Source organism: Flexivirga oryzae, from assembly GCF_014190805.1.
GTDB classification, from domain to species: domain Bacteria; phylum Actinomycetota; class Actinomycetes; order Actinomycetales; family Dermatophilaceae; genus Flexivirga; species Flexivirga oryzae.
Genome location: NZ_JACHVQ010000001.1, coordinates 474,260 through 486,554 on the forward strand (window position 1 = coordinate 474,260; position 12,295 = coordinate 486,554).

The window sequence follows — 12,295 nt, forward strand, 5'->3', positions numbered from 1 at the left end:
TTTCCGTATGCCGATGGGCGTCTCCGCGGCGCTGGCCATCTTCCGTGCCGAATGGCGCGGGGGCTTCCGCAGCGGCTGGTTCATCGCGCTGGTGACCATGCCGATGCTGCTCTTCGTGCTCTTCGGGACGACCATCCGCGGCGACCTGGACGGCGGCCTGCCGGTCGCGGCCATGCTGATGGCGTCGTTCACCTGCTTCGGGGTGGTCAACCTGGCGATCTTCGCCATCGGGGTTGCCGCGGCGGAGCAGCGCGGCGCCGGCTGGATCCGGCGGCTCCGTGCGTCCGCGATGCCGCTCTGGTCCTTCTTCGGCGGCAAGGTGTTGCTCGGATGTGCAGCCGCGACAACGGTGCTCGCAGGCAACGCGGTGATCGCCACAGTCGTCGGCGCGGGCGTGCCGGTGGCAAGTCTGGTGCGACTGTGGCTCGTCATACTGCTCGGGACGCTGTGCCTGGCGCCCTTCGGGTTCGCCCTCGCCTACTGGGTGCGGCCGGGTGCGGCGAACGTCGTCGGCAACCTGCTGTTCCTGCCGCTGTCCTACACCTCCGGTTTCATGACCCCTGTCGACGCGCTGCCCGGACCGGTCGCGGCCCTCTCGCCATACCTGCCCACCTCGCACTGGGGCAACCTCGCCTGGGGTGCCATCGCGAGCCCGAGTCAGGCCGCAGACTTCGGTGTCCGGTCCGCCGGGCAGCCGTTGCAGGACATTGCGATCATCGTCGCGTGGGCCCTGGCGGCGTCCGTCCTCGCTGCGATCGGTTGGCGACGGGACCGCGACCGTGACCGCATCCGCGGCTGAGCCGCAGGTACGGTGGGCGATGAGGTCGCACGCGCGAAGGGGACAGCGATGAGCAACAACTCCTACCTGATCATGTCGTCGGGGCCGCAGCTGGAGACCAGCGACTCCGAAGCCCTCTACTGGCGCTCGCTGTTCAGCCCGGACACCCTGGAGCGTCACCGCGCGGCCTGGGAACGTGCAGCGCAGGACGCGAATCCGCCCGAAGGGCTGACCACCGTCGTCACCACGGTGGGTGAGGCGCGCGGTCCGATTGCCCGCTTCACGGGGCTGATCGGCGAGCAGCTGCCGGAGCAGCGGGAGCTGTATGCCGAGTTCGCGCAGCTGATCGGTGACGCCCCCGACGACGCGACGATCTCCGTCGACTACCAGGAGATCGCCTGGTTCAGCTCCCACGAGGAGTTCTTCGCGGACCTGGTCGCGTCGGTGCGGGCCACGCACGCGGGCGACCTGTCATGGCTGCCGGCCAAGCAGGACGACCCGATCGTGAGCGGATTCGGTTGGCACTCGGACGACGACCTCGCCGGACCCGTCTGGTCCGCAACGGCCGCTGCACTCGGCTATCGCTGATCGACCTCCCCGCGGAACACACACGCGGGCTCCGCTGTGCCACAGTGGGTTGATCATCGCGACGGTTGTGGGAGGACGGAACGATGCGATTCAGGTTGTCCAGGGGACGGACCGGCACCGCTGCGCTGGCGGTCGTGGGGCTGACCGCGCTCACCGCGTGCAGCGGCTCGAGCGTCAGTGTGTCGACCGGGGCGGCGTCACCGACGTCACCGGTCGGGTCGGCGTCACCCCCAGCGTCCAGCTCGCCGCCGGTCCGCTCCAGCAGCACCGCGCCGGTCGACCGATCCGTGACTCTCGCACAGGGTCGCTCGATCATGGCCCGGTACGACACCGACAACAATGCCGCGATCCAGAAGGCGGAGGCCGCGCCCTACGACGAGCATGCCTGGTCGGCCGTCGACATCGGCCCGGTCCGGGCGACGGACACCCACGACACCCGGATCTCGGCGCTGGAGAAGTCCAAGGTCCCGAAGGGATACCGTTACACGCACCGGGTGTCGAAGGTCTACGGGAGCCTGACCCGCAGCTCCGACGGGCAGGCACCGATTGTGTTGCTCGCAGGCACCGAGCGGTCGACCGGCGGCAAGCCCGGCAGCTACGTGTCGGCACTGGTCCGCACCGCCGACGGCTGGCGCGAGTGGGCCGATGTCGGTGCGGACACCGCCCTGTTGCCGGCCGCTGCCTCGACCGTCCCGACCCTCACGAAGGCGCAACGCCAGGCGGCCGCCAACTCCGTGCCCGCGGTCGTGGACGCCCTGCAGCTCGGGGAAACCAGCAAGGTCACCAACCCGGGGCCGATCACCAGCTACCGGAAAGCGTTGCACAAGAACGTTTCCGGCTTCCAGATCGACGTCACGCCGCGGCCGTGGGGCACCAAGAAGGGCACCGACGCGAACACCGCGGTCACCGTCGGCACCCCGGCATTGCGGCTGACCCGGGTCGGATCGGTCACGCTCGGCATGATGACGCTCGACGCCAGCATCGTCTTCGACGGCACCACCTCCGGCAAGACGATCCAGCTGTCCAAGTCGGTCGCCAAGGTGGAGGGCAACAACGGCAAGGCGACCTCACACCTCGTGCGGCGCAACGCGATCGCGGTGCTCGTGCAGATCCCCGACCACGGCAAACCGAAGGTCCTCGGGGTGACCGCCTACTACCTGATCCCGTGAGGGTGACCGAGGCGGTCGATCTCGCGGGCGACATTCTCCCGTGCGGTCACCGTCCACTCGGCGCGCCCGAAGGACGTCCGGTAGACCTCGTGGCGATCGACGAGGGAGGCGAGGATCGCGCTGCGCGCCTGGTTGTATGACGCCTCCGGCACACTCGCGTACTCCGCCCGCACCTGCGAGCAGTATGCGTCGAACCTGTCCGGGGACGCCGCGAGGATCCACAGATCGGCATCGGTGAAGACATCCGCCAGCGCACCCGGAAGACCGGTGCCGTGGTCGATCGTGAGCAGGATCAGGGCCTCGACCACGTCCACGTCGGATCGCCCGACACGAAGCGACACCAACAGGTTCCGGGCCAGCTGCGCACTCGCCCGCTCGCTGTCCCCGGCAGGGGCGTGCACCTCGTAGACGGCGTCGTGCAGCCAGGCGGCGACGCGTGCGAGGTGCAGCTCCCGCGGGTCCAGGCAGGCAGCTGCCGACAACGTGTCGAGCGCGGCCAGCATCTCGGTCAGGTGCTGCAGCGTGTGGTAGTGCCGGTGCGGCTCCGTCCACCGCGCGAGCAGTGTCTCGCCGGCGCGCAACGTGGACGCCGGCTCGACCGCGGGGGTGAGCCCGATCAGGTTGGAAACCCAGGAATCGAGCAGGTCGTTGTGCGCCATTCGGTCAATCGTCCCGCTTGCCGAAGCGATCCGCCAGCCGCGGATCGGTGAGCCACCACGGCTGATCGGTCGCCGGCTCGTCGTCGTCCAGTCCGTCGGTCGCGTCGACCGCGGCGGACGGGGTGGCGGCGGTGACCGCCCGCTCGGTCTCGGCCCGGTCCAGCTCCGCATCCGCCGCGCGTGCCTCCTCGGCGTCGGTGCGCATCCACTCGATGAAGACCGCGGCGATCATCGGCACCCCGATCGACTCGGCGACTGCGAGCAGGGCGCCGCCGGCATACTTCTGGTCCATCGTGTGGCTCAGCCCGCCCCGCAGCGCGTCGGCAGCATGCGAGAATCCCGGGAAGTGCGGCAGCAGAAAGGAATTGGCCGTCATGACCAGGATGCCGGGCACTGCGTCAGCCACACCGTCGAGGAACGCCAGGAAGGTGCGGATCGGCGGAGTGGCCCACTCCGGCAGCAGGTCGTCACCGAGGGTCGGCAGCACGTAGAGCAGGCCGACGACCAGCAGTTGCAGGATGAGCAGCGTCCCGATCACCGACGAGCGGACCGCGTGATCGCCGTACGGGGTGAAGAAGATCGCGAGGATCCCGGCCAGGTCGAGCAGGAAACTGACCGCGGGAAAGGTGAGCAGCCGCCCGAGCCGGGACTGCAGTGCCCGGTGCACCACCGTGTCCTTGGTGCCGCGCGCGGCGGCGAGCAGCCGCAGCGGATCACCGACCGCGAGTCCGACCGGGGTCACGGTGCCGATCACCCCGACCTGGGCCGCGAACATCCACAGGAAGGTCTGCCGGTAGACGCCGACCACCCCGCACGTGACGTAGAGGAGTGTCCCCACCCCCAGCACCAGGTAGGCCGCGATCCGCCACCACGGCCAGCGCACCCCGCGCCGGCGCGCCTGGACCAGCAGCCACAGGTAGGGGACGAGCAGGAGGAGTGCGAGCACCACCCCGACGACGTCGAAACGCCACGAGGTGAACCAACCCGCGGTGGTGAGTGGTCCCGGTGCCAGATCGTTCACCGTCGAATTATCCCCGAGGAACTGCAACGTGCGCTGTGGGATGGCCCCGGCGCCCGCGCGCGAGTCGGTCCGTGGACGGCACCGGCCGGGTGTGCGGTCGGCCGATTACCCTGACCGCGTGACCACTTCACTGTCTGTTGCCGTGATCGGAGCCGCCGGACGGATGGGCAGCGCCGCGTGCGCCGCCGTGGAGGGGGCGTCGGACCTCACCCTGGTCGGCCGGTATGACGCCGGCGACGACCTCGGGGACCTCGGTGGTGCGGAGGTGGCGGTCGACTTCACCGTTCCGGACGCGTCGCCCGCCAACGTGCGCCACTGTGTGGAGCACGGCGTCCACGCGGTCGTCGGCACGACCGGCTGGTCCACCGACCGGCTGGACACGCTGCGTGAACTACTTGCCGACCACGCGTCGGTCGGCGTCCTGATCGCCCCCAACTTCGCGGTCGGTGCGCTGCTGATGATGTCGTTCGCCCAGCAGGCCGCCCGGTTCTACGAGTCCGTCGAGATCGTCGAGACGCACCACCCGGGCAAGGTCGACGCGCCGTCCGGGACCGCAGCACGCACCGCCGAGCTGATCGCCCGGGCCCGCGCCGAGGCCGGCGTCGGACCGGTGCCCGACGCCACGGAGTCCGACCCGTTGGGCGCCCGCGGCGGGGACGTCGACGGCATCCGGGTGCACTCACAGCGGCTGCGGGGCCGCGTGGCGCACCAGGAGATCTCGTTCGGTGCCGAGGGCGAGGCCCTCACGATCCGGCACGACTCCTTCGACCGGGTCAGCTTCATGCCCGGTGTGCTCGCCGGGGTGCGTGCGGTGCCCGAGCACCCGGGGTTGACGGTGGGCCTGGAGCACTTCCTCGGTCTCGGCTGACCGCACGGGGCGACGTATCCTCGGGAGAGGTCCGTGTCGCGCGCACGGACGGGACAGGAGCCTCCGATGGCCGAACCCACTCTCATCGGCTCAGTGCAGCGCGCCCTGCGATTGCTGGAAGCCGTTGCCGCGAGCGAGGATCCGGTGTCCGCCAAGAGCCTGGCCAGGATGGTCGGGCTGCCGCTGCCCACCACCTACCACCTGCTGCGCACCCTGGTGCACGAGGGCTATCTACGCAAGCTGACCGAGGGGTATGCGCTCGGCCCGCTCGCCGCGATCACCGGCGGGACGGCGAAACAGGCCCTGCTGCCGCGGGTGCGCCCGGTGCTCAAGTCGTTGCGTGACGAGGTCCGCGGTGCGACCTACCTGTCGATCTACAGCGAGGGCGAGATCCGGCTGGTCGACATCGCGGACGGCCCCGACGCACCGTGCGTCGACCTGTGGGTCGGCATCCAGGACTCCGGCCACGCAACAGCTTTCGGCAAGTGCATCCTCGCCGCGCTGCCGACCCCGGAGCGCGACGACTACATCGGTCGGCACCAGCTCTACGACCTGACACCGAACACCATCACCGACCGGCGGGTCCTGGCACGCAGCCTGGAGCACCCGAGCGAGATCTGGGCGGACAGCGAGGAGTACCTGCTCGGCACCTCCTGTCTGGCGGCACCGATCCGGTCCGGGGACGTCGTCGGCGCCGTCGCGGTGTCCCTGCCGTCCCGCCGACCGGTGGACGCCTCGCACTCCGCGGCGTTGCGCCGGGCGGCCCGGCGGTTGGGCTGGGCCGTCGCTGTGAGCTAGATCACCATTTGAAAAATCCGGTCTGTCGGCGGGCGGCCGTTCCGGAGCACGATGGAGTTCTCGGCCAAGGAGGATTCCATGGAAGCCAGCGACCAGCGAGCACTGTTCGACCAGATGGTGCTGATCCGCACCTTCGAAGAAGCGATCCTGCGTGAATATCACGCCGACAAGTCACCCGCCTTCGACATCGGAGCCGGGCTCATCCCGGGTGAGATGCACCTGTCCGCGGGGCAGGAGCCGGTCGCGGCCGGCGTGTGCGCCCACCTCACCACCGACGACGCGGTCACCGCGACCCACCGCCCGCACCACTTCGCCATCGCGCACGGTGTCGACCTCGACGCGATGACCGCCGAGATCTTCGGCCGGGTCGACGGGCTCGGGAAGGGCCGCGGCGGGCACATGCACCTCTTCGATCCCGCCACCCACTTCTCCTGCTCGGGCATCATCGCCGAGGGCTACCCCGCGGCCGCCGGCCAGGCGCTCGCCTTCAAGAAACGCGGGACCGACCAGGTCGCGGTGGCCGTGACCGGTGAGGGTGCCACCAACGCCGGCGGGTTCCACGAGGCAGTCAACCTCGCCGCGTTGTGGAAGCTGCCGGTCGTCTTCGTGGTGGAGGACAACGACTGGGGCATCTCGGTGCCGCGCGCGGCGTCGACGCCGGTCGACTCGAACGCCGATCGCGCTGCGGCATACGGCATCCCAGGTGTTCGCGTCGAGGACAACGACGTCGAGGCCGTGTATGACGCGGCCGGCGAGGCCGTCGCGCGCGCCCGCGCGGGTGGCGGCCCGACGCTGCTGGAGGTGCACACGCTGCGCCTCTGGGGGCACTTCGAGGGCGACGCCCAGGGCTACCGGCCCGACCTGGAGACGGTGCCTGCCAAGGACCCGATCCCGGCGTACGAGGCGCTGCTGCGTGAGCAGGGCGCCCTCGACGACGCCGCCGTCGAAGCCGCCCACAAGAGCGCGCAGGACGCGGTGGAGACCGCGATCGCGTTCGCCAAGGCGAGTGCCGAGCCCGACGCCGGCTCCGTCCGTGACTACGTATTCGCCTGAGACGGAGAGGATTTCGTGATGACAACCATGACCGAGCAGCCGACTCGTCGGCTCAACACAGCCAAGGCGATGGTCGAGGCGATCGCTACCGAGATGGAGCGCGACGACAACGTCTTCGTCCTCGGTGAGGACGTCGGGGCGTATGGCGGGATCTTCTCGTCCACGACGGGCCTGCTGGACCGGTTCGGCCCCGAGCGGGTGATGGACACCCCGATCTCGGAGACCGGCTTCATCGGGGCCGCGATCGGCGCCGCGACCGAAGGCATGCGACCCATCGTCGAGCTGATGTTCGTCGACTTCTTCGGCGTCTGCATGGACCAGATCTACAACCACATGGCCAAGATCCACTTCGAGTCCGGCGGCAACGTCAAGGTGCCGATGGTGCTCATGACGGCCGTCGGCGGCGGCTACTCCGACGGCGCGCAGCACTCGCAGTGCCTGTGGGGCACCTTCGCGCACCTGCCCGGCATGAAGGTCGTCGTGCCGAGCAACCCGGCGGACGCGGCGGGCCTGATGACCGCCGCCATCCGCGACGACAACCCGGTGGTCTTCATGTTCCACAAGGGCGTGATGGGCCTGCCGTGGATGAAGAAGAACCCGCGCTCGATCGGCCCGGTGCCGACCGGTGAGCACGTCGTCGAGATCGGCAAGGCGGCGACACCACGCTCCGGTTCGGACGTCACCGTCGTCACCCTGTCGCTGTCGGTGCACCACGCGCTCGACGTGGCGGACGAGCTGGCCGGTGACGGCGTCGACGTGGAGGTGCTCGACCTGCGCAGCATCGTGCCGCTGGACACCGAGGCGATCATCGAGTCGGTGTCCCGCACCGGGCGCCTCGTCATCGTCGACGAGGACTACCAGTCGTTCGGGCTGTCCGGTGAGATCGCCGCACGGATCGCCGAGCACGACCCGAGCCTGCTCCGCGCGCCGATCCGCCGGGTGGCCGTGCCGGACGTGCCCATCCCGTACTCGCGATCGCTGGAATACGCCGCACTGCCGACCCCTGCCCGGATCAAGGCAGCGATCCTCGAAGCGGTGGGGCGATGACCGACGTTCTGTTTCCACAGATCTCGCAGAAGGACCCGGAGGCACAGGGCACGCTGGCCACCTGGTTCGCGGACGACGGCAGCGCCGTGACCGAGGGCGACCTGCTCGCTGAGGTCGCCGTCGACAAGGTCGACATGGAGGTGCTGGCACCGTGCAGCGGCACGCTGACCCACGCTGCGGAGGAGGGCGCGGTGCTGGTCCAGGGCGCGGTCATCGGGTCGGTCAGCTGAGCGGTGCCCGTGGGCGGTCGGGGTGCGCTGTGCTTGGCTTGGCGGTATGGCGACTCCGACCGCACCGCTGATCCTCACCGTCATCCGCAACGACAAGGGCAGCGGCCCCGGCCGCATCCTGGACTGGGCCGACGCGGCGGGCGTCGCCGTCGAGCTGCGCAAGGCCGACGAGGGTGACCAGATCCCTTCCGCCGCAGCGGGACTCGATGCCCTCATCCTGCTCGGTGGCGGCTTCCTGCCGGACGCCGACGAGGAGCACCCGTGGCTGCCCGCCGAGCGCGCGCTCGTCCAGGACTGCCTCGACACGCGGGTGCCGGTGCTCGGGATCTGTCTCGGCGCGCAGCTGCTCGCGCACGTCGGCGGTGGCCAGGTCGAGGGTGACCACGGCCTGCCGGAGAAGGGCGTCACCGAGCTGACACCGCAGCCCGACGCAGTGGATGACGTTCTGTTCCAGTCGTTCTCCGGACCGGCCCGGGGCGTTGAGAGTCACCGCGACCAGATCACCCGGCTGCCGGCGACGGCCCGGCTGCTGATGTCCAGCGACCGATGCCGCAACCAGGCGTTCCGGCTCGGTGACGTCGCGTGGGCCACCCAGTGGCACCCCGAGTCGAGCGCCGAGCGGGTGGCCGGGTGGGAGGAGGACAAGCTGCGGGACCTCGGCTTCGACCCGGCCGTGGTCAAGCAGACCGCCCAGGAGCACGCCGAGGAGCTCGAGGACACCTGGCACGCCTTCTTCGAGCGGTTCCTCGCCGTCGTCCGTGCGCGAGTCTGACGGTCCGATTCACCGCTGACGGCCGAATTCGACCGTCAACCGTGAATTCGACCGTCACCCAATGAGTTTGGCACGCAACCGGTCGATCTGCGGCTCGGTCCACCCGGCCGATGTCAGCCAGCCCGGCACGGACCCGAAGCGCTCGTCGATCGCCTCGAGCACCCGGCTGATCGTCTCCGGCCGCGAGTGGTGCGCGGTCATCGGGACGTCCCGCAGGTTGTCGGCGTAGCCCGGCAGGGTCTCCAGCCGGCGGACGATCCGCTCGGTGCGCTCGGTGCTGGCGACGTAGTCGGCGACGATCTCCTCCCGCGGCACGCCGGCGACCGACAGGGCCATCGCCACGATGGTCCCGGTGCGGTCCTTGCCAGCCGCGCAGTGCACGACCGTCGCGCCGTCGCTCGTGCCGATGACATCCAGCGCCGCCGCGACCGAGTCGGGGCGCCGCTCCAGGTAGCCGAGGTAGTGGCTGGCGCGGGCGTTCTCGTCCCGCTTCGGCTCCTCCGCCTTGTGCCAGGGCAGCACGAGCACGTCGCGGGCGTCGATGTCCTTGTCGTCCGGGAACAGCGACAGGTGGTGGTGCGTGACCGTGCCGACCTGCTGCAGCGGTCCCGGCCCGGTGATCTTCAGCTCGACGTCGCTGCGCAGGTCGACGATGTCGGTGACACCGCGCTCGGTCACCAGGGCTCGTATGTCGGCGGCGGTGAGATCCTGCAGGTTGTCCGAGCGCAGCAGCCGGCCGGGCTGCACCCGGTGCCCGTCCGACGTCGGCAGTCCACCGAGGTCGCGCATGTTCACGACACCGTCGAGCTCGATCCAGGAGGGGTGAGTCGTCACCGTTCCACCGTAGAACGTCAGCCGATGCCGGCCGCACGCAGGAGCGCCGCGGTCGCAGCGGCAGCGACGACGACGACGAGGAAGGGCGCGCGCAACAGCAGGCACACGATGGCGACGGCGAGCCCGGCCGCACGGGCGTCGAACGCGAACGATCCGCTGCCGGAGGTGAAGGTCTGCACCGCGATGAGCGCCGACAGCAGCGCGACCGGCAGGTAGTGCATGACCCTGTCGGTCAGCGGGTGGTCGAGCACGGCCTGCGGCACGACATACCCGGCGAACTTGGTGACGAACGACAGCGCGCTCGCCAGCAGCACGGTGGTCCAGAGGCTCATATGGTGTCCGCCGAGGTGATCGAGCGGTCGGGCAGGAAGCCCGCGACGACCGCGGCGAGGGCGGCGACGAGCACGGGTATGCCGGACGCGGTGTGCGGTGAGACGAGCAGCGCGATCAGGCCGGCGGCGACCGCGACCAGTTGCGCCCGCCGGTTGTTCAGGCGGGACCAGACGAGGGCGCAGAACGCGGCCGGCGCGGCGGCATCCAGCCCGAAGCGCGCCGGGTCGCCCATGGCGTTGCCGAGGACGGCGCCGACCGCGGACATCGAACCCCACAGGACGTAGACGGACAGGCCGGTCCACCAGAAGCCGACCCGGGAGAGGGTGCGGTCGGGTTGGGTGATGGACACCGCGGTCGACTCGTCGATCGTCAACTGCGCGGCCAGCACCCGGCGCCACCCGGTCTCCTGCAGCAGTTTGCTGACCTGCAGCCCGTAGAAACCGTTGCGCAGGCCGAGCAGCGTGGAGGTGCCGACTGCGCTCGCGCCCGAGCCGCCCGCGCCGATGACCCCGACGAGGGCGAACTGCGAGCCGCCGCTGAACAGCAGCAGCGACAGCAGCACGGCCTGCCAGAGGTTCAGGCCGGCAGCGACCGCGAGCGCGCCGTAGCTGATGCCGTACGCACCGGTGGCGACACCGACCCAGATCCCTTTACGGGCAACGGATTTCGGTGTCGCGGCAACTGCTTCCGGGGGTATGGCGCTCACGGTTCGTCGGGCCCGGGGGGTTCCGACAGTGCGGCGGTGAGGCGGACCTCCCGTGCCGTCCGGCCGTCCGCGGCGACCACCCGGTCCCGCCAGGCGCCGTCCGGCTCCAGGCCGGCCGAGGCCAGGAAGGCGCGGGCCTGCTCCGCATCGTTCAGCACCCACATGCTGACGCTCGCGAAGTCGCCGGCGTGCAGCGTGTCGACCGCGGCGTTGAGCAGCCGCGAGCCGTTGCCGTGACCCCGGCTGTCGGGGGCGACCCCGAGCGCGTAGATCTCGCCGGTCCCGGGATCCGGCTCGTCGCCGACCGCCGGACCGATGGCCGCGAAACCGACCACCGTCTCGCCCTCGGTCGCCACCAGCAGGCGATGCAGCGGTGACGGCGGGGACTGCAGCGACTCACGCCAGGCCGGCTCGAACGCCTCCGGGGTGAACGCGTCGCGCACCTCGGCGTCGACCAGGTCGCCGTACGCGTTGCGCCATACGGCGGCCTGTACGTGCGCGACCGCGGGCACGTCGGCGGCTCGTGCGGTCCGGACACCGGTGTCACTCATTCGGCCAGTTTTTCACTCCTCGGATCGGCCCCGTCGCGCGGTGGTGCTGCGCGTCCCGCGCGACCGGTCTGAGAAACTTCGGTGGTGGGTCTGTTGCAGTCGTCCGGGGTGCGGCACCGCCGTCCGCAGTTCCACCCGTTGCGGGTCGCGGCGGTGGAACGGCTCACCGACCGGGCCGTCGCGGTGACGTTCGACATCCCGGAGGAGTTGCGCGAGGCGTTCCGGTTCCAGCCGGGCCAGCACCTCACGCTGCGGGCGCCGATCGACGGCGCCGACGTGCGCCGCTCCTACTCGATCTGCCTGTCGAGTGCGCAGGCCGCCGCGAGCGGCCAACTGCGCATCGCCTCCAACGAGGTCGACGGCGGCGCCATGTCGACCTGGCTGAACCACGAGGTGTCCGTGGGGGACACCATCGGCGTGCTCGCGCCCCTCGGTGAGTTCGTCTGCCCGACCGATCCGGCCGCGGCCCGCCGGATCGTCGCCGTTGCCGCGGGCTCGGGCATCACCCCGGTGATCTCGCTGGTGCGTTCGGTGCTGGAGGAGGAGCCGGCGTCCCGGGTCACGCTCGTCTTCGGCAACCGGTCGCCGGAGAGCACGATGTTCTCCGGCGAGCTCGGTGCGCTCGTCGACCGGCATGCCGATCGCCTCGACCTGGTCGAGGTCTTCTCCCGGGTGCCGGTGCAGGACCCGTTGCTGGCCGGCCGCATCGACGGCGACCGGCTGCTGCGCATCCTGCACCGCACCGGGGTGTCGGTCACGGACGTCGACGCGTGGTTCCTCTGCGGCCCGATCCGGATGGTCGAGAACCTGCGCGAGACGCTCGGTGCCCAGGGCGTCGACCAGGCGCACGTGCACCACGAGGAGTTCTTCCAGTAGTTCCCGGTCCGG

General features: G+C 70.5%; 16 protein-coding genes. 10 read left to right on the forward strand and 6 right to left on the reverse strand.

Going from position 1 to position 12,295, the window contains the following annotated elements:
* The first annotated feature begins 13 nt into the window (after positions 1-13).
* The 3 genes from FHU39_RS02230 (at position 14) to FHU39_RS02240 (ending at position 2,535) form a co-directional block, all read left to right on the forward strand.
* The gene (locus tag FHU39_RS02230) at positions 14-799 is read left to right on the forward strand and encodes an ABC transporter permease (protein WP_183318565.1); all 786 of its coding nucleotides are present in this window, start codon (positions 14-16) and stop codon (positions 797-799) included.
* Positions 800-847: 48 nt separating this feature from the next.
* Positions 848-1,366 (forward strand): hypothetical protein, encoded by a 519-nt coding sequence (locus FHU39_RS02235; protein WP_183318567.1) that lies wholly within the window; start codon positions 848-850, stop codon positions 1,364-1,366.
* An 83-nt stretch (positions 1,367-1,449) separates the two neighbouring features.
* Positions 1,450-2,535, forward strand: coding sequence for a hypothetical protein (locus FHU39_RS02240; RefSeq protein ID WP_183318569.1), 1,086 nt, complete (start codon positions 1,450-1,452; stop codon positions 2,533-2,535).
* Here FHU39_RS02240 and FHU39_RS02245 read toward each other — a convergent pair.
* Together FHU39_RS02245 and FHU39_RS02250 are read right to left on the reverse strand one after the other, a co-directional pair.
* Positions 2,520-3,194 (reverse strand): HD domain-containing protein, encoded by a 675-nt coding sequence (locus FHU39_RS02245; protein WP_183318571.1) that lies wholly within the window; start codon positions 3,192-3,194, stop codon positions 2,520-2,522. The two genes, FHU39_RS02240 and FHU39_RS02245, sit on opposite strands and share 16 nt — an antisense overlap.
* 4 nt (positions 3,195-3,198) lie before the next feature.
* Positions 3,199-4,215, reverse strand: coding sequence for a cytochrome c oxidase assembly protein (locus tag FHU39_RS02250; RefSeq protein WP_183318573.1), 1,017 nt, complete (start codon positions 4,213-4,215; stop codon positions 3,199-3,201).
* A gap of 118 nt (positions 4,216-4,333) precedes the next feature.
* On the opposite strand from FHU39_RS02250, the gene dapB reads away from it, so the two are divergent.
* The 6 genes from dapB (at position 4,334) to FHU39_RS02280 (ending at position 8,983) form a co-directional block, all read left to right on the forward strand.
* Positions 4,334-5,083, forward strand: a complete 750-nt coding sequence (dapB, locus tag FHU39_RS02255) for a 4-hydroxy-tetrahydrodipicolinate reductase (protein WP_343065701.1) — start codon at positions 4,334-4,336, stop codon at positions 5,081-5,083.
* A gap of 66 nt (positions 5,084-5,149) precedes the next feature.
* The gene (locus FHU39_RS02260; protein ID WP_183318576.1) at positions 5,150-5,881 is read left to right on the forward strand and encodes an IclR family transcriptional regulator; all 732 of its coding nucleotides are present in this window, start codon (positions 5,150-5,152) and stop codon (positions 5,879-5,881) included.
* Positions 5,882-5,959: 78 nt separating this feature from the next.
* Complete coding sequence (locus FHU39_RS02265) at positions 5,960-6,934, forward strand: thiamine pyrophosphate-dependent dehydrogenase E1 component subunit alpha (RefSeq protein ID WP_183318579.1); 975 nt, start codon at positions 5,960-5,962, stop codon at positions 6,932-6,934.
* Between the two features lie 18 nt (positions 6,935-6,952).
* Positions 6,953-7,981, forward strand: coding sequence for an alpha-ketoacid dehydrogenase subunit beta (locus tag FHU39_RS02270; protein ID WP_183318581.1), 1,029 nt, complete (start codon positions 6,953-6,955; stop codon positions 7,979-7,981).
* Complete coding sequence (locus FHU39_RS02275; protein WP_183318583.1) at positions 7,978-8,211, forward strand: biotin/lipoyl-containing protein; 234 nt, start codon at positions 7,978-7,980, stop codon at positions 8,209-8,211. Before FHU39_RS02270 ends, FHU39_RS02275 begins: the two co-directional genes overlap by 4 nt.
* A 46-nt stretch (positions 8,212-8,257) precedes the next feature.
* Positions 8,258-8,983, forward strand: a complete 726-nt coding sequence (locus tag FHU39_RS02280) for a type 1 glutamine amidotransferase (protein WP_183318585.1) — start codon at positions 8,258-8,260, stop codon at positions 8,981-8,983.
* A 54-nt stretch (positions 8,984-9,037) separates the two neighbouring features.
* On the opposite strand, the gene FHU39_RS02285 is transcribed toward FHU39_RS02280, so the two are convergent.
* Genes FHU39_RS02285 through FHU39_RS02300 form a run of 4 tightly spaced genes read right to left on the reverse strand, consistent with a single transcriptional unit; the run spans position 9,038 to position 11,407 of the window.
* Positions 9,038-9,817: a tyrosine-protein phosphatase gene (locus tag FHU39_RS02285; protein ID WP_343065702.1), complete on the reverse strand. Its 780-nt coding sequence runs from the start codon at positions 9,815-9,817 to the stop codon at positions 9,038-9,040.
* Between the two features lie 17 nt (positions 9,818-9,834).
* Complete coding sequence (locus FHU39_RS02290; protein WP_183318587.1) at positions 9,835-10,149, reverse strand: AzlD domain-containing protein; 315 nt, start codon at positions 10,147-10,149, stop codon at positions 9,835-9,837.
* On the reverse strand, positions 10,146-10,856 hold the full coding sequence (locus FHU39_RS02295; protein WP_343065703.1) for an AzlC family ABC transporter permease: 711 nt from the start codon (positions 10,854-10,856) through the stop codon (positions 10,146-10,148). The genes FHU39_RS02290 and FHU39_RS02295 overlap by 4 nt, the downstream gene beginning before the upstream one ends.
* Positions 10,853-11,407 carry a GNAT family N-acetyltransferase gene (locus FHU39_RS02300; RefSeq protein WP_183318589.1) on the reverse strand — a complete coding sequence of 185 codons (555 nt, stop codon included), beginning with the start codon at positions 11,405-11,407 and terminating at the stop codon, positions 10,853-10,855. The genes FHU39_RS02295 and FHU39_RS02300 overlap by 4 nt, the downstream gene beginning before the upstream one ends.
* An 84-nt stretch (positions 11,408-11,491) precedes the next feature.
* Between FHU39_RS02300 and FHU39_RS02305 the strand changes: the two genes are divergently transcribed.
* A complete protein-coding gene (locus tag FHU39_RS02305; RefSeq protein ID WP_183318591.1) occupies positions 11,492-12,283 on the forward strand; it encodes an FAD-binding oxidoreductase in 792 nt (263 codons plus the stop codon).
* Positions 12,284-12,295: the final 12 nt, after the last annotated feature.

Bases quoted from the DNA above. Each gene is read 5' to 3' on its own strand.
- FHU39_RS02230 (WP_183318565.1), top strand. From the start codon at position 14: ATGGGCGTCTCCGCGGCGCTGGCCATCTTCCGTGCCGAATGGCGCGGG.
- FHU39_RS02235 (WP_183318567.1), top strand. From the start codon at position 848: ATGAGCAACAACTCCTACCTGATCATGTCGTCGGGGCCGCAGCTGGAG.
- FHU39_RS02240 (WP_183318569.1), top strand. From the start codon at position 1,450: ATGCGATTCAGGTTGTCCAGGGGACGGACCGGCACCGCTGCGCTGGCG.
- FHU39_RS02245 (WP_183318571.1), bottom strand. From the start codon at position 3,194: ATGGCGCACAACGACCTGCTCGATTCCTGGGTTTCCAACCTGATCGGG.
- FHU39_RS02260 (WP_183318576.1), top strand. From the start codon at position 5,150: ATGGCCGAACCCACTCTCATCGGCTCAGTGCAGCGCGCCCTGCGATTG.
- FHU39_RS02265 (WP_183318579.1), top strand. From the start codon at position 5,960: ATGGAAGCCAGCGACCAGCGAGCACTGTTCGACCAGATGGTGCTGATC.
- FHU39_RS02270 (WP_183318581.1), top strand. From the start codon at position 6,953: ATGACAACCATGACCGAGCAGCCGACTCGTCGGCTCAACACAGCCAAG.
- FHU39_RS02275 (WP_183318583.1), top strand. From the start codon at position 7,978: ATGACCGACGTTCTGTTTCCACAGATCTCGCAGAAGGACCCGGAGGCA.
- FHU39_RS02280 (WP_183318585.1), top strand. From the start codon at position 8,258: ATGGCGACTCCGACCGCACCGCTGATCCTCACCGTCATCCGCAACGAC.
- FHU39_RS02290 (WP_183318587.1), bottom strand. From the start codon at position 10,149: ATGAGCCTCTGGACCACCGTGCTGCTGGCGAGCGCGCTGTCGTTCGTC.
- FHU39_RS02300 (WP_183318589.1), bottom strand. From the start codon at position 11,407: ATGAGTGACACCGGTGTCCGGACCGCACGAGCCGCCGACGTGCCCGCG.